This is a genomic window from Sphingomonas sp. Leaf62 (assembly GCF_001421915.1).
Classification (GTDB): domain Bacteria; phylum Pseudomonadota; class Alphaproteobacteria; order Sphingomonadales; family Sphingomonadaceae; genus Sphingomonas.
In genome coordinates this window covers 15,260-39,833 of sequence record NZ_LMLN01000003.1, presented here as the reverse complement: position 1 = coordinate 39,833, position 24,574 = coordinate 15,260, and the positions used below count along the sequence as shown (strand labels likewise).

General features: G+C 66.8%; 17 protein-coding genes. 15 read left to right on the top strand and 2 right to left on the bottom strand.

Annotated features, from left to right (window positions below; all coding sequences use genetic code 11):
* Nucleotides 1–133 precede the first annotated feature (133 nt).
* The 12 genes from ASE91_RS02470 (at nucleotide 134) to paoC (ASE91_RS02415) (ending at nucleotide 14,944) form a co-directional block, all read left to right on the top strand.
* Nucleotides 134–2,362: a xanthine dehydrogenase family protein molybdopterin-binding subunit gene (locus ASE91_RS02470; RefSeq protein WP_056622362.1), complete on the top strand. Its 2,229-nt coding sequence runs from the start codon at nucleotides 134–136 to the stop codon at nucleotides 2,360–2,362.
* Nucleotides 2,363–2,408: 46 nt separating this feature from the next.
* Nucleotides 2,409–3,416, top strand: a complete 1,008-nt coding sequence (gene hemH / locus ASE91_RS02465; protein WP_056622360.1) for a ferrochelatase — start codon at nucleotides 2,409–2,411, stop codon at nucleotides 3,414–3,416.
* Nucleotides 3,417–3,446: 30 nt separating this feature from the next.
* Nucleotides 3,447–4,169, top strand: a complete 723-nt coding sequence (gene phbB, locus ASE91_RS02460; protein ID WP_056003576.1) for an acetoacetyl-CoA reductase — start codon at nucleotides 3,447–3,449, stop codon at nucleotides 4,167–4,169.
* 532 nt (nucleotides 4,170–4,701) lie between these two features.
* The gene (locus ASE91_RS02455) at nucleotides 4,702–5,610 is read left to right on the top strand and encodes a LysR family transcriptional regulator (RefSeq protein ID WP_056622358.1); all 909 of its coding nucleotides are present in this window, start codon (nucleotides 4,702–4,704) and stop codon (nucleotides 5,608–5,610) included.
* 127 nt (nucleotides 5,611–5,737) lie between these two features.
* A complete protein-coding gene (locus ASE91_RS02450; protein ID WP_235530270.1) occupies nucleotides 5,738–6,943 on the top strand; it encodes an MFS transporter in 1,206 nt (401 codons plus the stop codon).
* On the top strand, nucleotides 6,943–7,521 hold the full coding sequence (locus tag ASE91_RS02445) for a (R)-mandelonitrile lyase (protein WP_235513259.1): 579 nt from the start codon (nucleotides 6,943–6,945) through the stop codon (nucleotides 7,519–7,521). The genes ASE91_RS02450 and ASE91_RS02445 overlap by 1 nt, the downstream gene beginning before the upstream one ends.
* A 108-nt stretch (nucleotides 7,522–7,629) precedes the next feature.
* Nucleotides 7,630–8,121, top strand: coding sequence for a cyclophilin-like fold protein (locus ASE91_RS02440; protein WP_200911175.1), 492 nt, complete (start codon nucleotides 7,630–7,632; stop codon nucleotides 8,119–8,121).
* A gap of 173 nt (nucleotides 8,122–8,294) precedes the next feature.
* Nucleotides 8,295–8,933: an aldehyde dehydrogenase iron-sulfur subunit PaoA gene (gene paoA / locus ASE91_RS02435; RefSeq protein ID WP_082443367.1), complete on the top strand. Its 639-nt coding sequence runs from the start codon at nucleotides 8,295–8,297 to the stop codon at nucleotides 8,931–8,933.
* Nucleotides 8,930–9,880: an FAD binding domain-containing protein gene (locus ASE91_RS02430; protein ID WP_056622354.1), complete on the top strand. Its 951-nt coding sequence runs from the start codon at nucleotides 8,930–8,932 to the stop codon at nucleotides 9,878–9,880. Before paoA ends, ASE91_RS02430 begins: the two co-directional genes overlap by 4 nt.
* A gap of 4 nt (nucleotides 9,881–9,884) precedes the next feature.
* Complete coding sequence (paoC, locus tag ASE91_RS02425; RefSeq protein WP_056622352.1) at nucleotides 9,885–12,092, top strand: aldehyde oxidoreductase molybdenum-binding subunit PaoC; 2,208 nt, start codon at nucleotides 9,885–9,887, stop codon at nucleotides 12,090–12,092.
* Between the two features lie 36 nt (nucleotides 12,093–12,128).
* Entirely contained in the window at nucleotides 12,129–12,737 is a 609-nt protein-coding gene (locus ASE91_RS02420) for a cysteine hydrolase family protein (RefSeq protein WP_056622351.1), read from the top strand.
* A complete protein-coding gene (gene paoC / locus ASE91_RS02415; protein ID WP_055791675.1) occupies nucleotides 12,734–14,944 on the top strand; it encodes an aldehyde oxidoreductase molybdenum-binding subunit PaoC in 2,211 nt (736 codons plus the stop codon). Before ASE91_RS02420 ends, paoC (ASE91_RS02415) begins: the two co-directional genes overlap by 4 nt.
* A 632-nt stretch (nucleotides 14,945–15,576) precedes the next feature.
* Here the strand turns inward: paoC (ASE91_RS02415) and ASE91_RS02410 are convergent.
* Nucleotides 15,577–17,418, bottom strand: coding sequence for a KGGVGR-motif variant AAA ATPase (locus ASE91_RS02410; RefSeq protein WP_056622349.1), 1,842 nt, complete (start codon nucleotides 17,416–17,418; stop codon nucleotides 15,577–15,579).
* Entirely contained in the window at nucleotides 17,418–18,083 is a 666-nt protein-coding gene (locus ASE91_RS02405; protein WP_156357619.1) for a hypothetical protein, read from the bottom strand. The genes ASE91_RS02410 and ASE91_RS02405 overlap by 1 nt, the downstream gene beginning before the upstream one ends.
* A 747-nt stretch (nucleotides 18,084–18,830) precedes the next feature.
* Here ASE91_RS02405 and ASE91_RS02400 point away from each other — a divergent pair.
* Genes ASE91_RS02400 through ASE91_RS02390 form a run of 3 tightly spaced genes read left to right on the top strand, consistent with a single transcriptional unit; the run spans nucleotide 18,831 to nucleotide 24,462 of the window.
* Entirely contained in the window at nucleotides 18,831–19,685 is an 855-nt protein-coding gene (locus tag ASE91_RS02400) for a ParA family protein (RefSeq protein ID WP_056622347.1), read from the top strand.
* Nucleotides 19,685–20,089, top strand: coding sequence for a hypothetical protein (locus ASE91_RS02395; RefSeq protein ID WP_056622345.1), 405 nt, complete (start codon nucleotides 19,685–19,687; stop codon nucleotides 20,087–20,089). Before ASE91_RS02400 ends, ASE91_RS02395 begins: the two co-directional genes overlap by 1 nt.
* Nucleotides 20,086–24,462 (top strand): hypothetical protein, encoded by a 4,377-nt coding sequence (locus ASE91_RS02390; RefSeq protein WP_156357618.1) that lies wholly within the window; start codon nucleotides 20,086–20,088, stop codon nucleotides 24,460–24,462. Before ASE91_RS02395 ends, ASE91_RS02390 begins: the two co-directional genes overlap by 4 nt.
* Nucleotides 24,463–24,574: the final 112 nt, after the last annotated feature.

Sequence of the window (24,574 nt, the reverse complement as noted above, 5' to 3'; positions counted from 1 at the left end):
CCCCCCCCCACCATGCTCCGCCCACGGCTCGCCTTGCGAGCCGACTTCGCGGCTGCGACTTGCCCCCGGCAAGCCGCTGATCGCCGCTACGTCCCCCTCCCCGTGCCGGGGAGGATTTGCTACGGCCTTCCCTATGGCAGCTTCCGAACGTCCGACCATCACCCGCCGCAACCTGCTGATCGGCGGCGGTGCCGGGGTCGGACTGATCGTCGCATGGGGGCTGTGGCCGCGTCGCTACGGCGTCAACCTTGCCGCGGCGGCGGGTGAGACGGTGTTCGGTGCCTATCTGAAGATCGGCAGCGACGGACAGGTGACCGTCGCGGTGCCGCAGACCGAGCATGGGCAGGGCGTCTACACCGCATTGCCGCAGATCGTGGCCGACGAACTGGGGGCCGACTGGCGAACGGTCGCGGTCGAGGCGGCACCGATCAACCCGCTCTACGCCAATCCGCTGGCCGCCGGCATCCTGTTCGGCGACGCGCTGGCGCTGCTTCCCGAAGCGACGCGCGCGACCCATGCCGAGCGGATCGCGTTGATGCTGACCGCCGGCTCGACCTCGGTCCGCCGGTTCGAAGCGCCGCTGCGCGCGGCGGGGGCGGCGGCGCGGGTGTTGTTGTGCAAGGCGGCGGCGCGCGGCTGGGACGGCGACTGGCGCAGTTGCGGCACCGCCGATGGCTTCGTCGTGATGGGCGACCGCCGCGAACGCTTCGGCGTGCTGGCCGAACGCGCGGCGCGCGAGAGCCTGCCGGGGGGCGAGCTTCCCTTGCGGACCGGCGACGACAAACGGCTGACCGGCAGGCCGGCCCCCCGGCTCGACGCCCCGGCGAAGGTCGATGGCAGCGCGACATTCGCCGGCGACGTGCGCAAGCCCGGCATGGTCTTCGCCTCGATCCGGCAGGGACCGATCGGCGACGCGAAGCTGCTGGGCGCCGACAAACCGGCGGCGGAGGCGGTGTCGGGCGTGGTCAGCGTGATCGAAACCGATCGCTGGGTCGCCGCCGCCGCGACGACCTGGTGGGCGGCCAATCGCGCGGTCGATGCGATGGCACCGCGCTTCGAAACCCATGGGCTGATCGACGACCGCTCGATCGCCGCCGCGCTCGATGCTGCGCTGGCGGGGGAGGGCGCGCGGGTGCAGGAGGCGGGCGATATCGATGCGGCATTCACCGGCGGGCGGACCCAGACCGCGACCTATCGCGTGCGCGCCGCGCTCCATGCCGCGATCGAACCGACCTGTGCGACCGCCGAATGGAATGACGGCTTGCTGACGCTGTGGATGCCTACGCAAGCGCCGACGCTGGCCCGCGCCGCCGCCGCGCGCGCGATCGGTATCGGCGAGGACCGCGTCGTCCTGCACCCGACCATCGCCGGCGGATCGTTCGGGGCCAATCTCGACCACCGCGCCGCCGAACAGGTGGCGGTGCTGGCGCGCCGGCTGGAACGGCCGGTGCAACTGACCTGGTCGCGGGGCGAGGATTGTCTGGCCGATCGTTATCGCACGCCCGCTGCCGCGCGGATGACCGCCCGGCTGGGCCGAGGCGGTCGCATCCTCGGCTGGCGCGCGCAGATCGCCGCGCCGCGCACCGGGCGCGATCTGGCGCGATTGCTGCTGGGCGGCGACGTCGCCGCTTCGCTCGGCATGGCATTGCCCGGCGACCGCGGCGATGCGCTGGCGACCGAGGGCGCGGTGCCGGCCTACGGCGTCGGCAATGTCGCGGTCGATCATCATCCCGCCGATCTCGGCCTGCCCGCCGGCTGGTGGCGTTCGGGCGCGCATAGCTACACCGCCTTCTTCACCGAATGCTTCCTCGACGAACTGGCCGGGTTCGCCGGGATGGAGGCGCATTCGTTCCGCATCGCGATGCTCGGCGGCGACGTGGCGCTGGCCCGCTGCCTGTCGACGGTCGCGACCATGGGTGGCTGGCAGGGCGGGGTGCCGGGCAGCGCGCAGGGCATCGCCTGCCACCGGATGCGCGGATCGGCGATCGCGTGCATGGCGGAGGCGCATATCGGCGATGATCGGCGGGTGAAGGTCGACCGGCTGGTCGTTGCGGTCGATTGCGGCCGGGTCGTGAACCCCGATCTCGTCCGGCAACAGATCGAGGGCGGGCTGATCTTCGGGATGGCGCAGGCGACCGGTGCCGCGACCGGGTTCGATGCGAACCTGCCCGATGTGCGGGGCTTTGGCGGGTTGCACCTGCCCCGGCTGGCCGATGTGCCGGACATCATGGTCGAACTGATCGAATCGGACGGCGATCCCGGCGGCGTCAGCGAACTGGCCGTGCCGGTCGTCGCCCCCGCCATCGCCAACGCGCTCCACGCCGCGACCGGACGGCGCTACCGGACGCTGCCGCTGCTCTGACGAAAGGGCTTGCCACCTTGGGGCCGGTCGCGCGTTACGTGGCCCCATGGACCTGCCGTCGAATCACCCCGCCATTCCCAAGCGCCGCGTCGGCGTATTGCTGATGAACCTCGGCACGCCCGACGATCCCTCGCCGCGATCGGTGAAGCGCTATCTCGCCGAATTCCTGTCCGACCGGCGCGTGGTCGAACTGCCGGCGATCGCGTGGCAGCCGATCCTGCGCGGCATCATCCTCAACACCCGGCCGAAGAAGTCGGCCCATGCCTATCAACAGGTGTGGAGCGAACGGGGGTCGCCGCTCGCCGCTATCACCCGCGCACAATCGGATGCGATGCAAGGCGCGTTCGGTGAAGAAGTCATCATTGACTGGGCCATGCGCTACGGCAACCCCTCCATCGCCAGCCGGATCGAAACGATGCGGCAACAAGGGTGCGACCGTATCCTGCTGGCACCGCTCTACCCGCAATATTGCGCAGCAACGACCGCTACCGCCAACGACAAGGCGTTTGCCCATCTCGCGACGTTGCGCTGGCAACCGGCGATCCGCACCTTGCCGCCCTATTACGACGATCCGTTGTATATCGACGCACTGGTGACGACCCTGCGCGAGGATCTGGCCAAGCTCGCCTTCGAACCCGATGCGATCGTCGCCAGCTTCCACGGCATGCCCAAGCGCACGCTGGCACTCGGCGACCCCTATCACTGTCACTGCCAGAAGACGGCGCGGCTGGTGTCCGAAGCACTAGGCCGGCCGCTGACCATCGCCTTCCAGTCGCGCTTCGGCCCGGCGAAATGGCTCGGCCCGGCCACCGACGAAACGCTGGTCGAACTTGCGAAGGCCGGCAAGCGCCGCGTCGCGATCTTTGCGCCCGGCTTTTCGGCGGACTGTCTGGAGACGTTGGAGGAACTGGCGATCCGTGGTCGCGAAAGCTTCGAAGCAGCGGGCGGCACCGATTTTGCCTATCTTCCTTGTCTGAACGCCGAGCCCACAGGCAATAAAATGTTGCGCAACATTATCGCACGCGAACTTGCGGGCTGGATCGACCCCGCCTAGCAGGGACCAAACAGTCGTAGGAGAGAATGCATGGCACGGGTAGCGATCGTCACCGGCGGCACGCGCGGCATCGGCGAGGCGATCAGCCTCGCGCTGAAGGACATGGGAGTCACCGTCGCGGCAAACTATGCCGGCAACGACGAAAAGGCGAAGGCATTCAGCGACCGTACCGGCATCGCTGCGTTCAAGTTCGACGTGGGCGATTTCGATGCGACGCAGGCGGGCGTGAAGGCGATCGAGGAAGCGGTCGGTCCGGTCGACATTGTCGTCAACAATGCGGGCATCACTCGCGACGGTACCTTGCTCAAGATGACCTACGACATGTGGGACGACGTGATCCGCACGAACCTTGGCGGTTGCTTCAACCTAGCCAAGGCGACCTTTCCCGGCATGCGGGACCGCAAATGGGGCCGTATCGTCAACATTGGTTCGATCAACGGGCAGGCCGGCCAATATGGTCAGGTCAACTATGCCGCCGCCAAGTCGGGTATTCACGGCTTCACCAAGGCGCTGGCGCAGGAAGGCGCACGGTTCGGCGTGACCGTCAACGCGATCGCTCCGGGCTATATCGACACCGACATGGTCGCGGCAGTGCCGGCCGACGTGCTCGAAAAGATCGTGGCGAAGATTCCCGTCGGCCGGCTGGGTCAGGCGAGCGAAATCGCGCGCGGCGTCGCTTTCCTGTGTTCGGAAGAGGGCGGGTTCGTCACCGGCTCGACGCTCAGCATCAACGGCGGCCAGCACATGTACTGATTGCGGGTCGGCGGGGCAGGACCCTGCCGGTTTGTTGGACAGGAAGCGCCCCGGTGAAAGCCGGGGCGTGTCTGATTGGGGAGCAGGTAATTCCTTGCGTCGATAGCAACCTTCAGGGTGCGAACCGCCCATCATTGGCCGCCGATCACGCACGAGCTGAATTTGCGTTAGTTCAGGGCCACAACGATCGCAGCGATACAAGTTAGGCGAAGCGTCGCCACCCACCTCCTGTGCAAAGCCGCCGCAGGCAGGACCCTAAAAATGTGCCATTCGAACGCACGCTCGGCAGCGAGTGTCAGAAATTGTTATCGGGAGGTGGTGCCCCATAGAGGACAAAGCTGGGCACTTAGATCATTGGAGAATTTGCGTCCCGAGGGACGGCCGAAGATGAAGGCCTCGTGGATCGCCGGGCCGGGCGAAAGTGGGGGCTGCGGCTGGAATATGCTGACGCGACGGCGCCTTTCGCAGGACGGTTTTCGCCGATCGCCCGACGCAAATTGCCACCGATGGGCATAGCGGGCAGGATGCGGCCATGAAGATCAGCCGCACCGACCTTGCCGATTTCAGCTATTTCCTGGCGATCGCCAACCATCACAGCTTTCGGCGTGCCGGCCTCGATCTTGGCGTCAGCGCCTCGGCGCTCAGCCATTCGCTCAAGGGCCTCGAAACCCGGCTCGGCGTCAGGCTGCTGAACCGGACCAACCGAAGCGTCACGCTGACGGCCGCGGGAGAGGAGCTTCTGGGCAAGATCGTCGAGCCGTTCGAGGCAATCGGATCCGCCGCGGAGGCCCTCAACCGCTACCGTGACGAGCCCTCCGGTCGCATCCGCCTGAACATCCTCGAACATGCCGCCACGCTGCTGCTGGGTCCGGTCCTGCCGATCTTCGTGGAGCGGTATCCCGATATCCAGATCGACGTGGCCGTCACCAACCATCTGGTCGATGTCATCTCGGAAGGGGCCGATGCCGGCATTCGTTATGGCGGCACCGTCCCCGAGGACATGATCGCTCAAAGACTGTCGCCTGATATCCGTTGGGTCGTCGTCGGCTCTCCAGCCTATCTGGCGAAGCACGGTGTCCCCACGCATCCGCTTCAACTGAAGGAACACCGCTGCCTGCGGATTCGGCTGGGCGACGGCAGCATCTATCGCTGGGAGTTCGACAAGGAGGGCGAGGCGTTCGAGCTGGACGTTCCGGGGCCGATCACCTTCGATGAGACCCAGTTCGGGCTGAGCCTCGTCCGGCGCGGCGTCGGGCTGGCGTATCTTCCCGAACCCACGGTCGCATCACTCGTGAACAGCGGCGAGTTGCACGCCGTCCTTGAGGACTGGGTATCAACCGGCCCGGGCTTTCATATCTATTATTCGGGCCGGCGGCAGGTGCCGACGGGGCTTCGCCTGCTCATCGAGCTCATCAGGGAAATCCATCCGATGGGGTCATGACCGGCCGCGATGATGAGCCTTGCTCATCGTGGCATGGATCAGACGCCCGCTAACCCTGTGCCGCTCCCGCCCCCATAATCGTGTCTCGAAGGCCCGACAGGACCAGAGGGACACAGGCATGACCAGCATGGCAAACACCGACGCCCGGCATCTCCCGCCGGCGGCATCAACGGCGCGCTGGGGTGCGGTGCTGGCGCTCACCTTGTGCGTGTCCACGCTGATCGCGTCCGAATTCATGCCGGTCAGCATCCTGACGCCGATCGCGGCCGACCTGCGAGTCACGGAAGGGGCGGCTGGGCAGGCCATTTCAGTGTCCGGCATCTTCGCGGTCGTGACCAGCCTGACGATTGCGTCGCTGGCAGCGGGTGTGGACCGACGCCATCTGCTGCTCGGCCTAACCCTGTTGATGCTGGTCTCCGGACTGACGGTGGCGTTCGCGCCCACCTACCTCGTGCTGGTCGCCGGCCGCGCGCTGCTCGGCATCGCCATCGGCGGGTTCTGGTCGATGTCGACGGCGACGGTCATGCGCCTCGTGCCGACCGAACAGGTGCCCAAGGGACTGGCCCTGCTGAACGGCGGCAACGCGCTGGCGACGACGATCGCCGCCCCGCTCGGCAGCTTCCTGGGCCAGTATATCGGTTGGCGCGGCGCATTCTTCATCGTTGTCCCGCTCGCCGTCGCGACGTTTGCGTGGCAGTGGGCGACGCTGCCGTCGATGCCCCCCAGGCGCGCGTCCGGTGCGACCGGTTCGCTCGGTGTGCTGCGTCGGCCCGAAGCGCGGATCGGCATGGCCGCGGTCGGCCTGCTGTTCATGGGGCAGTTCGCGCTGTTCACCTATCTTCGTTCGTTCCTCGAGCAGGTCACGGGCGTCAGCGTCTCGCTCCTCTCGGCCATGCTGCTCGGCATGGGCGCGGCAGGCCTTGCGGGCACCTGGCTGATCGGCCGCTTCGTCGCTTGGAACCTGTCGGTTACGTTGGTCGCGGCTCCGGTCATCATGGCGGGGATCGCATTCGCCCTGATCGCGCTTGGTTCTATCCCCGTCGCCGTCGCTCTGCTGCTGGGCGCGTGGGGCTTCGTCGGCACCGCACTGCCGGTGGCTTGGTGGACATGGCTGAGCCGCACGCTGCCCGAGGATGCGGAAGCGGCGGGCGGGCTGATGGTCGCCGTGGTGCAGCTTGCGATCACGCTGGGGGCCGCCGGGGGGGGCCTGCTGTTCGATGCTTTCGGACCAAGCGCCACCTTCCTTGCCGCGGCGCTGGTTCTTCTTGGCTCGGCACTGCTCGGCCACGCCGGAAGCAGGACCACCGACCGGTCATCCACGGCAACGTTCTGATGCACACCGACCGAGAACCCTTCCACAGCAACAATTTTCGCAAGGGCGATGACGCAATGAGGACCATCGGTTCGACGACCATCCGCGGCGTAATGCTGGCAATCATGACAATGACCATTTCGCACTCTGCTCAGGCCCAGGACAGGAGATCCACCATGGAAGTCACGCGCAAGGCCGATCAAAAGACGACCGACGGCTCGCCGGAGTATTTCACCGGCAAGGTGACTATCAGCGGGCAGTTCCAGCGTCCCTCGCCCTCCCGGGTCGGCGGCGCGACGGTCCATTTCGAGCCCGGCGCTCGTACCGCGTGGCATACCCATCCACTCGGTCAGACGCTGATTGTGACGGAAGGGGTCGGGTGGACGCAGGTCGAAGGCGGTCCGACGATCGAGTTTCAGGCGGGCGACGTGCTGTGGTGTCCGCCCGATCGCAAGCACTGGCACGGCGCCACCCCCACGCAGGCGATGACCCATATCGCGATCCAGGAATCGCTGAACGGCTCGCCGGTCAAGTGGATGGAGCAGGTGACCGACGCGCAATATCGCGCCGGTCCCGGCACGGACAGCGGCAAGCCGTGAACTCCGCAGGACCGATGGGTGCCGAGATCGATCCGGCTTCCATCATCCGCGTGGAAATGCCCGCAAACGCATTTGTGGAAGGCGGCGACAGTGAAAATCGGGATGAAGATGGCGATGCTGATCGTGACGGGCAGTCTGGCATCCGGGTGTGGCGCCGAGGACCGCTTCAGTGATGCACCCAACACAATTAGCGGAGGCACGGCGGTGGAGAACAGCGATAGCGATACCTCGTCGGCGACGCGTGCGGTCGTAGGCAGAGGCATCGTGATATCCTCCGAACGAGGCCGGATCACTGCCGACCTCGTCGATAGTCCCGCCACGCGGGCGCTGCTGGCCAGGCTCCCGCTCACCATCGAGATGCGCGATCATCTCCGACAAGAGAAGACAGGACCGTTGCCTGCACCTTTGCCTAACGGCTCGCGGCAGACCGACTTCTCGGCCGGAACGATCGGGCTGTGGGGCACGAATGATTTCGTCATCTATTACCGAAATGGCCGTGTTCCATCGCCTGGGATCGTCGTTCTCGGACGGGTCAACGGCGACGCGAGCATGTTCGATACGCCCGGGTCGGTCACGGTGCAGATCAAGAAGGGCAATTGAGCATCCTGCGGCCCCTCCCGCAGCCTCGCATGAAGTTGAGCAGCACTCACCGCCTCGTTGAATACTGCGCACGCACTATAGCGGCGGCTGACACGTTAAGACGGTCCCACGGCAATGACGCAGATCGAAATTCTATCGCAGGTGCCCGTTGGGGCCAAAGGAGCGCAAAATCCATGCCCCGCACATCAGAAATTGAGCTTTCACGACGCGGTCTGCTGGCCGGCAGCGCGGCGACTGCCGTGGTCGTCGCTTCACCGGGAAGCGCGCTCGCCGCATCACCACCCCCGCCGGAAGCGACCGCGACCGTGCCCGTGCGGTTCGAGGTCAACGGAGAAAAGCGGGAACTGGATCTTGATCCGCGCACGACCCTGCTCGACGCGCTGCGCGAGCATCTGCAGCTGACGGGCACCAAGAAGGGCTGCGATCATGGCCAGTGCGGTGCCTGCACAGTGATGGTCGACGGCGTACGCATCAATTCCTGCCTAAGCCTGGCGGTCATGCACGACGGCGACGCAATCACGACGATCGAGGGGTTGGGCACACCGGACAAGCTGCACCCGATGCAGGCGGCCTTCATCAAGCACGACGGCTACCAGTGCGGCTATTGTACGCCGGGGCAGATTTGTTCCGCAGTCGCGGTGCTCGACGAGATCAAGCGCGGTGTTCCCAGTCACGCGCAGGGCGACCTGATGAGCAGGCCGACCGCGACGAACGTCGAGATGCGTGAGCGGATGAGCGGCAACATCTGCCGCTGCGGTGCCTATTCCAACATCGCCGAGGCCATGGCCGAAGTCGCGGGAGCAAAAGCATGAGAGCTTTCACCTATGAACGCGCCAAGGATGCCCGTGGCGCAGCGCGCGCCGTGGCCGCCAACCCTGCCGCCAAGTTCATTGCGGGCGGGACCAACCTGCTCGACCTGATGAAGATCGAGGTCGAGACGCCGACGCATCTGGTCGACGTGCAGGATATCGGCTTCGACACGATCGAGGCGACCGCTGACGGCGGTCTCCGCATCGGCGCACTGGTGACCAATACCAATCTCGCCGCCGACGAGCGCATCCGGCGCGACTACGGCGTTCTGACCCGCGCGATCGTCGCGGGCGCCTCGGGCCAGTTGCGCAACAAGGCGTCGACCGCGGGCAATTTGCTCCAGCGGACACGCTGCCCCTATTTCTACGACACCAACATGGCGTGCAACAAGCGAAAGCCGGGTTCGGGATGCGCCGCGATCGGCGGCTATTCGCGCCAGTTGGGCGTGATCGGCGTCAGCGACAGGTGCATCGCGACGTTCCCGGGCGACATGGCGGTAGCAATGCGTGTGCTCGACGCGGTGATCGAGACGGTGGACGCAACCGGCCAGCGCCGCTCGATCCCGATCGCCGACTTCCATCGGCTGTGGGGCGACACGCCCCAGCAGGATACCGTGCTGAAGCAGGGCGAACTGATCACCGCGGTGACCCTGCCCCGACCGCTCGGCGGCAAGCATTTCTACGAAAAGGTACGCGACCGCGCGTCCTATGCCTATGCGCTGGTATCGGTCGCGGCGGTGATTCAGGCCGACGGCACCGGGCGTGTTGCGTTCGGCGGCGTGGCGCCGAAACCGTGGCGTGTCGAGGCGGCAGATGCGCTGCTGCCACGCGGTGCCGCAGCGGTGACCGCGCGCGCGTTCCAGGGCGCGACGCCGACCAAAGACAATGCGTTCAAGCTGCCACTTGCCACCCGCGCGCTGGCCTCGGTCCTCGCCGAAGCGAAGGCATAGGCTCATGAAATTCGAAACACCCGCGGTCGCCAACCCGATCGACCGGATGAAGGTCGTCGGGCGCGCGCAGACCCGCATCGACGGCGCGCTCAAGACCACCGGGCTGGCACCCTATGCCTATGAACGTCACGGCGAGATCGAGAACGCCGCGTACGGCTATGTTGTCGGTGCCGCCGTCGCCAAGGGACGCATCAGCACGGTCGACACCGCCGCGGCGAAGGCCGCACCCGGCGTAATCGCAATCGTGACGGCGGCCGACGTGGGCAAGCTTGGCAAGGGCAAGTACAACACCGTCAAGTTGCTGGCCGGACCCGATGTCGATCATTACCATCAGGCGGTCGCGGTCGTGGTCGCCGAGACGTTCGAACAGGCGCGCGCGGCGGCCGGCCTCGTCCGCGTCGACTATGCCCGTGGAAAGGGTCGGTTCGACCTCGACGCCGCGTTGAAGTCGGCCCCGCTGACCGATGCGGACAAGCCCGGCAAGGGCGAGGACCGGGTCGGCACGTTCGAAGCGGCCTTCGCGTCCGCGCCGGTCACGCTCGACGCCGAATATACGACGCCGGATCACAGCCATGCGATGATGGAGCCGTTCGCCTCGATCGCCGCGTGGAACGGCGACGCACTGACCGTGTGGACGTCGAACCAGATGATCGACTGGGGCCGCACCGATCTCGCCACCACGTTAAACATACCGAAGGACAAGGTGACGTTTCTGTCGCCCTATGTCGGTGGCGGTTTTGGTGGGAAACTGTTCCTGCGCAGCGACGCGGTGCTGGCGGCGCTCGGCGCCAAGGCTGCCGGTCGCCCGGTGAAGGTCGCGATGAGCCGGCCGTTCATGGCCAACAACACGACGCATCGCCCCGCCACGCGCCAGCGCATCCGCATCGGTGCGACCCGGGACGGGACGATCACCGCGATCGCGCATGAAAGCGGATCGGGCGATCAGCCCAACGGCGGTCCCGAAGCCGCGGTGCTGCAGACGCAGCTGCTCTATGCGGGTGCCAATCGGCTGACGTCGATGCGTCTTGCCGTGCTCGACCTGCCCGAGGGTAATGCGATGCGAGCGCCGGGTGAGGCCCCGGGCCTGATGGCGCTGGAAGTCGCGATGGACGAGATGGCCGAGAAGCTCCGCATGGATCCGATCGCCTTTCGCGTGAAGAACGACACGCAGGTCGACCCCAAGGACCCCAAGCGGCGTTTCTCGCAGCGCCAGCTCGTCCGCTGTCTGACCGAAGGCGCGCAGCAGTTCGGCTGGTCGCGTCGCAAGGCCCAGCCCGCGCAGGTCCGCGACGGCAAATGGCTGGTCGGCATGGGTGTAGCCTCCGCCTTCCGCAATCACATGAATATGCCATCGGGCGCGCGCGTCCGGCTGGGCCGGGACGGTGTCGTCACAGTCGAGACCGATATGACCGACATCGGCACCGGCAGCTATACGATCATCGCGCAGACTGCCGCGGAGATGATGGGCGTGCCGCTCGAATCCGTGATCGTGAAGCTCGGCAGTTCCGCTTTTCCGGTTTCCGCCGGATCGGGTGGCCAGTTCGGTGCGGCCAATGCGACCGCGGGCGTCTATGCCGCTTGCGTCAAGCTGCGCGAGGCCGTGGCCCAGCGGCTTGGCTATAATTCGGCCGACGTAGCGTTCGAGGGCGGCAAGGTGATCAGCGGCAACCGGTCCGCAGACCTGCGTCGCGCCGCCGCCGCAGGGGAGCTGGTGGCCGAGGACAAGATCGAGTTTGGCACGCTCGACAAGACATGGCAGCTGTCCACGTTCGGCGCGCATTTCGTGGAGGTCGGCGTGGACATGTACACCGGCGCGACCCGGCTGCGCCGGATGCTGGCGGTGTGCGCCGCAGGGCGGATCATTAATCCGCAGACCGCGCGCAGCCAGGTGATCGGCGCGATGACGATGGGCGTCGGGTCGGCGCTTATGGAGGAACTGGCGGTCGACAGGCGCTTCGGCTTCTTCGTCAACCACGATCTCGCCAGCTACGAGGTCCCGGTCCATGCCGATATCCCGCACCAGGAGGTGATCTTCCTCGACGAGGCCGACGACAAGGCCAATCCGATGAAGGCCAAGGGTATCGGCGAACTCGGCCTGTGCGGCGTCGGCGCGGCGGTCGCCAACGCCATGTACAACGCGACCGGCGTGCGCCTGCGCGATTATCCGCTGACGCTCGACAAGCATCTCGACCGGTTACCGGCGGTGGCGTGAGCCACCTTCGGAACGGGCCAAATGGGAGAATGCAAGATGACACCCGAAAAGACCGCCCTATTGCTGATCGAGTATCAGAACGACTTCGTGAGCGAAGGCGGCGTCCAGCATGATGCAGTGAAGGCGGTGATGGCCGACACCGACATGCTGGCGCACAGCCGCGCGGTCGCAACCGCCGCCCGCGATCGCGGCGTCACAGTGATGCACGCGCCGATCGGTTTCGCCGACGGCTATCCCGAGATCCCCGCCGACGCTTACGGCATCCTCGCCGGGATCGTGCAGGCGCAGGCGTTCCGCAAGGGCAGCTGGGGTGCGGAGATCGCCGCCCCGATGGCCCCGGTCGACGGCGACATCGTGATCGAGGGCAAGCGCGGGCTGGATTGCTTCGCCAGCACGAACATCGATTTCATCCTGCGCCAGCGCGGCATCACCGATCTGGCGATCGCTGGTTTCCTGACTAACTGCTGCGTCGAATCGACGATGCGGTCGGCCTATGAGCGCGGCTTCCGCGTGGTCTCGCTGACCGATTGCACCGCGACGCTGAGCGCCGAGGAACAGGCGGCGTCGGTGACGAAAACCTTCCCTATGTTCTCCCGCCCGCTGACGCACGACGCCTTCCTGGCCGAACTGGAGACGACGCCATGAAGTTCGACACCCCCGCCGGCACGACGCCGATCGACCGGCTGGACGTGGTCGGCCGCGCCCATCCGCGCGTGGAGGGGCCGCTCAAGGCCACCGGCACCGCGCGCTACGCCGCCGAGCATCACGATGCCGCGCCCGATGCGGCCTATGGCTATATTCTGGGCGCAGCGATCGCGAAGGGTCGGATCACCGCGATCGACACCGCCGCCGCCCGCGCCGCACCCGGCGTCCGTGCGGTCGTCACGCACGAGAATGCCGGCCCCGTCGGCGTCGGCAAGTTCTACGTGCAGCGCGTCCTGGCGGGGCCGATGGTCGATCATTATCACCAGGCGGTGGCCGTCGTCGTCGCCGACACGTTCGAACAGGCACGCGCCGCCGCCGCACTGGTCCGAATCGATTACGCGCGGGCCAAGGGCCAGTTCGATCTCGTCGCGCAGAAGCCATCGGCCCCGATCGCGGCGCAGGAGCCGTTCGGCGGCGCGTCCGAGGTTTCGGTCGGTGCCTTCGCCGCCGCGTTCGCGGACGCGCCGGTCACGGTAGACGAAACCTACGCCGTTCCCGATCAGGCCCATGCGATGATGGAGCCGCACGCCACCATCGCGCGCTGGGATGGCGACCGGCTGACGTGCTGGACCGCGATTCAGTCGATGGACTGGGGATGCCGCGACCTTGGCCTCATCATCGGAACGCCGCGGGAGAATATCCGGCTCCACTCCGCTTTCATCGGTGGCGGCTTCGGCGGCAAGGGCACGACGCAGAGCGATCTTGCGCTTGCCGCGATTGCTGCGCGGGTGTCGGGCCGTCCTGTAAAGGTGGTGCTGCAACGCGCGATCATGTTCAACAACACCATCCATCGCCCCAAGACGATTCAGCGGGTCCGGCTGGGCGCGGCGAAGGACGGGCGGCTGCTTGCCATCGGCCACGACTGCTGGTCCGGCAATCTGCCCGGCGGCCGGACCGAGCCGTGCACGCTTCCCACCCGGCTGATGTACGCGGGCGAAAACCGCCTGCTGCGCCGTTATCTCGCGACGCTCGACCTGGCGGAGGGCAATGCGATGCGCGCGCCGGGCGAGGCGCCGGGGATGATGGCGCTGGAAGTGGCGATGGACGAGCTGGCCGAAAGGCTGGGCATGGACCCCGTCGCGCTGCGCATCGCCAACGACACCCAGGTCGACCCCGAAAAGCCCGAGCGCCGCTTCTCGACTAGGCCGTTCATCCAGTGCCTGACCGAAGGCGCGGAAAAGTTTGGTTGGGGCGCGCGGCAGGCGAAGCCGGGCAGTCGGCGCGACGGCAAGTGGCTGATCGGCATGGGCATGGCGAGTGCAATCCGCGGTGCGCCGATCATGAAGGCGGGCGCACGCGTGCGGCTCGGCAAGGACGGCCACGTCACGGTCGAAACCGACATGACCGACATCGGCCAGGGCAGCTACACGATCGTCGCGCAGACCGCCGCCGAGATGATGGGCGTACCGCTCGACCGCGTCACCGCGAGGCTGGGCGATTCCACATTCCCGGTCACCCCCGGTTCGGGCGGTCAGGCGGGCGCCGCATCGGCGACCGCGGGGGTCTATGCCGCCTGTGCGAAACTGCGCGCGCTGGTCGCGCAGCGGCTGGGCTTCAACACCGCGGACGTGACGTTCGCGGACGGGCGGGTCGTCTCGGCGGGCCGGTCAGTGCCGCTGGCCGACGCCGCGAGGGACGGCGACATCGTCGCCGAGGACGCGATGGAATATGGCGATCTCGCCAGTCGCTATGCGCAGCAGACCGTCGGCGCGCATTTTGCCGAAGTCGCGGTGGACGCCTATACCGGCATCGTCCGGGTCCGGCGGATGCTGGCGGTCTGCGCCGCCGGACGCATCCTGAACCCCATGACCGCGCGTAGCCAGGTGGTCGGCGGCATGACGATGGGAATCGGTGCCGCGCTGATGGAAGAGATGGCGGTCGACACCCGCTTCGGCTTCTTCGTCAATCACGACCTTGCCGGCTACGAAGTGCCCGTCCACGCCGACGTTCCGCATCTGGACGCCTATTTCATCGAAGAGGTCGATGCCACGATGTCGCCGGTCAAGGCGAAGGGCGTCGGCGAACTCGGATTGTCGGGCGTGGCGCCGTCGATCGCCAACGCCGTCTACAACGCGACCGGCGTGCGGGTTCGTGACTATCCGATCACGCTGGAGAAGCATTTGGCCGGCCTGCCAGCGATAGCGTAACGCCTGTCGCGTTACGTTCTGTCGCGATTATAGGCTGAAAGCGACGATAGGATCGTCAATATCGCGTGGTACATTTTTGGCGCGAACATCAGGGCCTCGGATCGCCTTGATGTCCGCGAGATGCTTAAACAGACGCTACAGGCGCAAGGCATCGATCCGGCGAAACAGCCGCAGGGTTACGCGGCGAGGGGATGATCACGCTTCCTGGTGCGCCTGCACCAACCGTGAGCGCAGTTCTCAGACAGCCCTCTATGGGGTCTCATGAAACCGCGCATTTGTGCCGGTTTCAGATAGTGGTGCCCCACAGGGGACAAAGTTGGGCACTCAGATCATTGGAGAATTTCGGTGCCTCGCGGTTAGAATCACACGATGACAGGTGGTCGAGTCACGCCGATGGCCGTCGGGGATAGATGGAGATTGCCATCCAAAATAAAACCCGGCGATCGCTCGCCGGGTTGTTGAACTTGAACGCTGTTGCGGTCGTCAGGCGTCCGCACCGGAGTCATGCACCATATTCAGTCTCCCATCTGGCTTGAGGCTATCACGAGATCAATTAACCGTCGGTGAAGCCGTTGGTTTCGGTCAATACGGATTGTAGGAACGATTCACGACGGGTGCAACGGCAATCCTCGTCAATCGAGATGGTCAAGAAACGGCGGCTTGGGAATTTCCCCAATCTGCAACATTTCCCGCATCTCTTGCAGGTCCCCGAAGAACTCCTCTCCGGACCGGTGGGTGAAGGTCCAGCAGCTGAAGGCATTACCGCTCGTGGTTATCCGCTCCTCGGCGCGAGCGATCTCGTGGAGCGCCTCGTCGGTCCGCCCCACGATGCCCCGGACCAGCGCGATGCATTGGTGGAGGTTTTGATCGCCATCGTCGTCGGCCGGAAGTCGCGCGTCGAGAGACGCGAAGCGGTCGGTCGGCACTGCCCCCGTCGCGCCCCATTCGGCGATTGCGAGGTTGAACTGCGCCGCGACGTTATCGTCTACGTCCTCTCGGTTGCCGATCTCCACCGCCTCGCTGAAGCGGCCTGCGCCAATCAGCGCGAGCATCATCGCGTTGTTGACGTCCTTCTGCAACTCCGCGGACATCTCGTCGTGGCGTGAGGCGGCCAAAAGTTCATTGGCGACGAGGTCGTGGTTACTCCGATCCTGCATGAGGAGATGTGACAGCACGATCTTCGACCTGAGCCTCGTTTCTGGCCGCTGGAAGATGGCGAGCGCATCCATAACGGGATCGTCTGCCATCGCACGTAGCAGTTGCGCCGCGGGCCTGAACTCGAAGATGGTTCCACTCGGCGACGAGAGAACGGCCTTCAGGTCCTCCAGAGCCTCCTCCTTCTTGTTGAGGTTGAGGCGGGCGATCGCGCGCAGCATCCGCGCCCGCTCGGTCTTCATGCCCGCGCGGATTACGTCGGAAAGGGTGCGCTCTTCCTGCTCGTACTCGCCAGCCGCGGAGAAGATGCCCGCCGCCATGAACGCGATCTCGCCGTCGCCCTCGTGGAGCCGCGCAATCTCATTCGCGCGCTCGATCACCTTGGTCGCTGCTTGCCCCTTCGTTGCCTTGCGCGCGGCCTCGAAGATTTGGGGCAAGCGCTTGAGTGCGGCCACTGCGCCTTCGCGATCGACCGGGTTCTGCTCGATGATGGCTGTCCTGAGCTCGCCATACTCCTTGGCGAGCTTTGATTGGCCTCGGCTGAGGACGATCAGGGGCTGCTCCAGCAGCTCCATGTTGGACCAGTGGTGGACCTGTGTCACCGGGGGCTCGAGTTCGGCCGGATTGCCGTAGCCCAACCGGCGCGCGGCGCTCTTGAGCGCTTTGCCCAAGATGTCGTCCTCGTCAAACAGGTCGGGGATGTTCGACGGGCAGAAGATCAGCTCGATGCGACGATCTTGATCGATCGTCTCCTCTCGGATCTGGCCCACGATCGGGATGAGGCCATCGATGTTCTGCTCGGTGGGCACGAACATCGTCACGACCGCGTCCGGAAGCTGTCTCGTGCAGATACCGCCGATGTCGGTGTTGCCGGTCCTGCTGTCGATCAGCACGTAATCGAAGCCGGCCTCGTGCATGGCCCACTGACGCCTCAGATCCTCTAGCATTTCGTAGCCGTGCTGATGCTCGTAGAGGAAGCCCCAGTCGATGCTCGCGAACCGGTCCGAGTAGGAGGCTTGCGTGTTGTCACCCGCGGGCATGACCCAGACCGCATGCTCCCCGTCGAGCGGGCACTTCACAATGAAATCAGCTACATCCGGTGACTCGGACGTCTCCAGATAGTGGTGGACGTAGTCGACGATCCCGGGACGGCCACGTGCGCAGTTGAGTGCCCCGTAGCTTGGGACACCGGGTGCCTCCAAGTCGAAGTCCACAATGAGGACACGCTTGCCCGCCTGCGCGAGCAGGGCCGCGACGTTGGCGAGCGCCATCGTCCGGCCAACGCCGCCCTTGTAGGAATAGAATGTGGTGACGTACATCAATGCACCATTTGTTGGACTAGCATGGATGGCCGAAGGTCGAAGCCTCGGCGATGGCGTGCCGATCCCCCGAGCTGCTCGACACGGAGCTTTGGCCTGTCGATCTTCCGCCGCGTGTAAAACTCCGCCTTCACGTATTCAGATTGCACGGTCGCGACTGTGGGCGCCGGCGCCTCATCATCTGTCGGCTGACCAATAGACTGCCCCTCTGCATTTAGGCGGTCCATCAGCTGGGCCATCTCGACGATCGGCTGCTCGACCTTGCCGGCCGCATGCAACCAGACTGCGACTTCGCTCCACTTCCAGAGCGGGCGTGAGCCGCTGACACACGCGACGGGCGTAGGGAATCCTTCGCCGCGCTCGCCGTTCACATAGAGCGAGACCGACTGACGCGTAATCTCGGCTCGCTCCGCTATGTCGCTCGCGCTGACAAGGGGATCCGGCTCGATCCGGACAATGGTGGCGCCGGCGCGGCGAATGTCCGAGCATGCGCTCTCAACCGCTATGGTGAGAGTGTCGGCCTCACGGTCGAAGTCGAGGACGAAGAGGCCGCGCTGCAGTCCGACGAGTGCGTCGTCACAGCCAGCCTCGTAGAAGCGGTCCGGCCACTCATCGCCGTCGATGGGGAGGCCGGTCGCGACGATCGTGAATTCGTAGCTGTTCATGGCAGTCCCTTTCTCAATCTTCCACATGTGCACACTTCGCCACCTTCTTCCGGAGCTGCTTAGCGAAGCTCTCCGGGTTTTTCGGCGTGCTCCAAACAGGCCACATACATCCCGAACGATCGGCGAATGGGCAGAAGAGCTTTCCCCAAGAGTGGCCTTTCGAGATGACTAGGCGCCATCCCTTGCTCTCCGCCTCGGCAACGGCGGCCTCGATTTCCTTGTTAGGGTGCACGGGTCGCGGCATGGAGCTTACATAAAGGACCGTTGACAATTGTCAACGGGAAGTTTGCGTAGTTTGACCATGTGCGCCCGCAAATTGTTGGCTGGAGCTGCAGACAGCCGACCGTCGCGCTCAACGATATATAGCGCGCGCAGATGGCACGCGATTGTTTCAACCGCGAGCACATCCTGCCCAACTGGATGCTGCGCAGTTGGCCTGCGAGCCAAGACGATGACGCTACCCAGGCGCGGTCGACGTTCATACGTTCGGCCGATAAATCTGCTTGACTGTGAACGATGGTCACAGTATCTGTGTTCATCGTAAACAGGCGGAGCAAGTCACTGGCTGAGCAAGATGAATTGGTAGGGGTCAACGAGATTGCGGCGATGGCCGCGGTTTCGAGGCAAGCGGTTGCGAATTGGAGAACCCGATTCGCTGACTTTCCCAAGCCAGTCGTCGAACTCGCGGCGGGACCTGTCTTCAGGACCACCCAGGTCCGCGCCTGGCTCAGGAGAAGGAAGGTGCCCATGGCCCGCGTCGTTTCACTCATCAACCTCAAGGGGGGCGTCGCCAAGACGACGACCACCGTAGCGCTCGCCGAGACGCTCGCCTCGCAGTTCGGCAAGCGCGTCTTGGTCATCGACCTCGACCCGCAGACCAACGCCACCACCATCCTGATCGGCGAGAAGCGCTGGAAGGAGATCAACGAGAAGGGCTGGACGCTCGCCACACTGTTCAAGGACGCGCTCGACCCGCACAACAAATCGTTCGACCTGTCAAAGGCGCTACAGAAGGGCGTGTCCGACGTGCAGGGCGCGCAGAAGGTCGACCTGCTGCCGTCAAGCCTCGATCTGATCGACGTCCAGGACAAGCTCGCCAGCGCGCCGACCGGGCAGTTCTACTCGGTGACACCGATCGACCTGCTGCGCCTCGCGGTGAAGCCGATCCTCGACGACTACGACATCGTTTTGGTCGACTGCCCGCCCAACCTCGGCATCATCACCCTGAACGGCCTGCGCATCTCGGAGGGCTACATCATCCCAACCGTGCCCGACGTACTGTCGACCTACGGCATCCCGCAGATCGTCACCCGCGTCGGCAACTTCTCGAAGGAAGTGGCCGAGGACATCGAGCCGCTGGGCATCGTCATCACCAAGTACCAGGAGGCGAGCACGATCCACGTCAACGTGTCGCGCGACCTGCGCCGCCGCGGCGACCCGCCGGTGTTCGAGACCGTAATCCGCCAAGCCAACCAGATCGCGGCGGCCGCCGAGTTTCAGACCGAGCGCCGCACGCTTAAGCAGAAGTACGGCTACGGCGACCTCGCGACGCGCTATATCGACCTGGCGCAGGAGCTGCTGACGCGACTGGACATGGAGTGATGAACCTCAGGACACGCCTGGCGAAGCTCGCCGCCGCGGTCGCCGAGCAGGCGGCGCGGGATCCCGCATTCGCCGCCACGCTGGAAGGGATCATGGCCGGTCCGCCGCCCGCCCCGGTGGCGGGGCGGCGCGCGAAGGCGCTACGGGCCGAGGGCGCGCGCAAGGGCGGGCGCAGGGCGGCGGCGGCGCTCGACCCAATCGACCTCGCCCGGTCGGGACCCGGCCAGCTGCGCGAGGCGCTGGCGCCGCTCAGCCACGAACAGCTGCTCGACGTCGTCGCCGAATACGGCATGGATCCCGGCAAGCTCGTGATGAAGTGGAAGGACCGCGACCGGGTCGCCGACCGCATCGTCGAGGTCGCCACCGCGCGCGCCACGAAGGGCGACGCCTTCCGGCCCGAATGAGGGTGACAGCCGCAGCGCGCCCAGCCGCCGCGGGGCGCGGCATCGACCTAGACCGCCGCTTCCTGCCGCAGGAGTTGCGCGGCGCGGATCCGTGGGCGGCTGCGTCGCGGCGGGAGGAGACGCGCGACTGGGATTGGGCGCTAGGGCACCGCGTCGTCGCTCTGCTCGACCAGGCAGGCGCCGGCAAGTCACACGAAATGCGCGAGCGAGCGGCGACACTGCGCCGCGCCGATGGTGACGCGTTTTACATGCGCATCGAGCGACTCTGCTCCATGGACTTCCGCACGGCGCTCGACGACGAAGCGCAGCGCGCCGCGTTCGACCGCTGGATCGTCGGGCGCGGCGAGGCCGTTTTCATGCTCGACTCGGTCGACGAGGCTAAGCTGCCCAGCATGGTTACTACTACGCCGCTGCCCGACGCGCTGTCCGCGCTGCAGGCCGCGCTCGGCGCCGCCGTATCGCGAATCCGCCTGGTCGTCTCCTCGCGCGGCAGCGAATGGCACGACCGGTCGGAGCAGGAGCCGCTTGAGGCGTTCGCCGGGCGTATGGCGGCGGCGCGCGGCGACACGGACGGCGGCGTGGTGCGCCTCGCCCTGGCACCGCTCGACGAGGACCGGATCATGCTGCTGGCGCGCTCGCGCGGCGCCGACGACGGGCTTATGGCGCTGCTCGAGGCGAGCGACCTCATCGACGACGCCCGGACGCCGCTCGACGCGATCCACTACGCGGACCACTACGTCGCCCACCGCGGCGGCGACAGCCTCGAACGGTCGTTCGCCTCGCGTGGCGCGGTGCTGCGGGCGTCGGTGGAGCGGCGGCTACGGGATGCGGACGCCGAGGCGCCCCGCCCGCCCGCAGACCAGGTCGCCGCGATGCGCGCCGTGCGCCGATTGGCCTTCGCGTTGACCGTCGCGCAGTCTCGCGACATCGCGCTGCCCGGCCGGGGGGCGTCCGGGATCGACGCAGCCGCGCTGCTCACCGTCGGGCCGGCAGCGATGACGATCGCCGACGTCCGCGGACTGCTAGCGACCCCGCTGTTCGCGCCGGCCGAAGCTGGCACCATCCGGTTCTACCGACCCGAGGTGACCGCAATGCTAGCTGCTGAGCACTTGCGCGACGCGATCCGGGTCGGCGCCTCCGCCGAAGCCACAGTCGGCACCTTCCTGGCCACACCGTTCGGCCAGACGCTGGTGCCCGCAGCACATGGACCCATGCTCGCCTGGCTGGCGAGCCACGACCGCACAGCATTAGCCCTTCTGCTGGATCACGGCCCGGTCTGGCTGATACAGGACGGCGATCCGCGCACCCTGCCGGTCGACGACCTCGCCGCGGCACTGAGCCGGCACGTCGGCGGCGGTGCCGATTGGCTTCCGGGGGGCTACCATCTCGACCAAGCCGCGCTCCGCCGGTTCGCTCGCCCGGCGCTGGAGGACCACGCCGTCGCGCTGCTGGCCGGCGCACGGGGCGCGGCGAAGGAACATCTCGTCGAGATCGCCCGGGCAGGCAAATACAGCACCGCCGGGCCGCAGCTGGCCGCCATGGTCGGCGGCGGGTTCGCGCCGTCCGGCCTTCGTTTGACCGCCGTCGTCGCGCTGGCCGCTTGCGGCGCACCCGCGAACCTCGCCGAGGCGGCCAGCGACCTGGTCGCATGGGGACCGCCGCTGCGGCCGCCCGGCGAGATCCGGTTCGAGGCCGAGCGCGACGACGAGATAATCGTCCGGCTCATCGCGGCCGGCTATCCGTCGGCGTTTGGCGCGGACACCGCGCTGCGGCTGCTGCGGCTCACCACCGGCAAGCAGTACGCGACCGCCGGGGTCCGCCTGGTCCCGGCGATGGTGGCGGCGCCCGCCGCCGACCTGCCCGTCCTCGCGGCCGGGCTCGACGCGATGAGCTTCGCCGCCTCCGCCCCACGCTCGGCGGTCTCCGCGCGCGGCTCGATTTCCCTGCGCGCGCTCGGCGCCACGCTCGCCCGCGTTGTCGCCGAGCGCCCCGACCTGATCGACGCGGCCATGCTGGCGACGCTGCGCCGCTTCCTGCGGACGATCCGAGGCGGCGGCGGGCGGCACGGCTACGCGCTGGCAAAGGACGAGGCACTGTTCTCCGCGATCCGCAAGGGCGCGGCGTTCCGCCAGGCAGCGTTCGCGATCGTTGCCGCGCAGCCCGGCGAAAGACTCGACCTCGAAGCGGTCCGCACGCTGCTCATCGAGCCGGGCCTGCCCGACGAGGTGCGGGCGACCGACCTCGACTGGATGTTCCGCATGTATCGCGACAGCTCGGGCCACATGCGCGATCGGATCGCCGAGGCCATCCGGTGGTGGTCCTACGTGCCCGGCGGGCGGGCGACGCGTCGCCGGCTCGCGGCGGCGGCGCTACGGCATCCGTCCGGTATCGACACGGACACCCTGCGGGCGTTGTCGCCGAAGCCAGTCGCGCGCCTGCGCAACTGGTGGGCCGAGGAACGCCACGGCGGCTTGCGGCACCGCGGCTGGCGCATCGCCAACTGGTGGTCCGAGCGCCGCGACGCCGGTGCGATGCTGCGGTCGCTCGCCGGCAACTGGTTCCGCCTGGCACGTGGGCGCCCCGCCCTCACCGTCTACGCGGCGCTGTTTGGCGAGACCGCTGACCTGCCCGACGAGACCGCGCTCCGCGATAAGCGCTGGGCGCCGCTCGCCCGGCGGCTGGTCGCCGGCGCCATCGCCCACGCCGACCGGCACCGGCCGACCGGGCGGATCGGTCACTATGATCCGCTGGACATGCTTGCCCACGCGGGAACCGGCTTCGCATGGCGGGCGGACCCACGCTGGTTCGACGAGGGCGACCGAGCCCTCAGGGCGCTGCGCCTCGCGATCGACCTCGGCCAAGACTGGCCGGACTGGGCGACCGCGGTCGTGGCGCGGCGCCCGGACCTGTGGCGCGAGGTCGCGGGCCAGCGCGTCGCGGCCGAGCTCGCGCGACCTGGGATCGCCGACGACAGGCCCGCCGGGCACGCGCTGACGCGCATCGCGCTGGGCGGCGACACGATGGCGGCGCCGCTGGCGGCGACGCTGACCGGGATGCTGTCGACCACCGGTGTCGTCAACGTGTCCGACATCGCAATGGCGGGGCGGATCGTCGTGAAGGATCCGAGCTGCGCGCAGGCTGCGTCGGCCGCCGCGCGTCGCCACGCCCGCGACGCGATGGCGGAGGGGGCGGTGTCGCGCGCGCTCACCTGGCTGCGGGTCTGGGCGCACCACGATCCCGACGCCATCGACCAGCTGCTGCGCTGGACGCGCGGTCCGCTCGCCGACAGCGATGGGATCGCCCGCGCGCTCGACGTCTTGTCGTCACTGCTCGACCGCGACCATGGCGCGCCAAGGCGGATTGCGCCGCTGCCCGCCACCACGGTCGCGGCGCTGGCCTCCTTCGTGTTCGACCAAGTCGATCCCGCCGACGACGCCATCAACGACCGCCTGCACAGACGAGGTCCACGGCAGCGTGCCGAGGAGGTCAGGCGTCACGTGTCGGCCATGCTCGACCAGGACTACACGCCGGAGGGGCGCGCAGTGCTCGAGAACTTCGTCTCAACCCGCATCGCGCCGCGCTACGGTGATTGGGCGCGGCACTGGCTGGTCAAGCACGCACACGACGCGGCGCGCCCCCGTCCGTGGACGATGGACGATATCAGGCGCCACGAGGCCGAACTCGGCCGATTGCCAGCCGACGGCGACGCGCTGATGGACCTAGTGGTGATGACGATCGCCGGCATCGAGCGCGACCTTGCGGCGTCCGAGTTCGACCGCCGCGGGCTGCTGCACAAGAACATGATCGAGGCCGAGTTCCGCGCTTGGCTCGGCCATGAACTCGATCGCCGGCACCGTGCGTGGTATTCCGTCACGCAGGAATCCGTTACGGCGGGCGAGAACAGGACGGACCTACGCATCGAGCTGCGGCTCGGCGGCGACGAGGTCGTCGTGGTCGAGATCAAAATCGCGCACCGCTGGTCGCGACAGGAACTCCACGACAAGCTGCGGACTCAGCTGGTCGACCAGTATCTAATCGACGGCCGCACCCGGCGCGGCATCTATCTAATCGTCGATCTCGGCCTGCAACCGTATGGACAGATGTCAGACGGCTCCAAGCCGACTTTGTCGGAGATTGTCGCAGTGCTTGACACGCAGATCGGCACTGACCCGGCGCTTCGCCACGCTCGCCTCGCGGTTCAGACTTTCAAGGTTGCTCGGCCACCGCGCAAAGTGAAAACGGTAGGCAGCGGCAAACTCGACACTAGCCGTAATTCACCGGCAAGAACGTCCAAGGCGAACGGTGGCGTGGCAAAAGGTTTCAAGTCGAAAGTCGCCACGGTTGGTGAGTCAGTCTCCCCTTCGCCGCCCTGAAAAGGCTAACCGCCACACGATATCGCTCAAACGCCCTTTAAAGACGATCTGGTTGCTACTCACAGCTAGTGAGGCCGCCTAGATACACCGTCATCAAGCGACTGTAACAGGG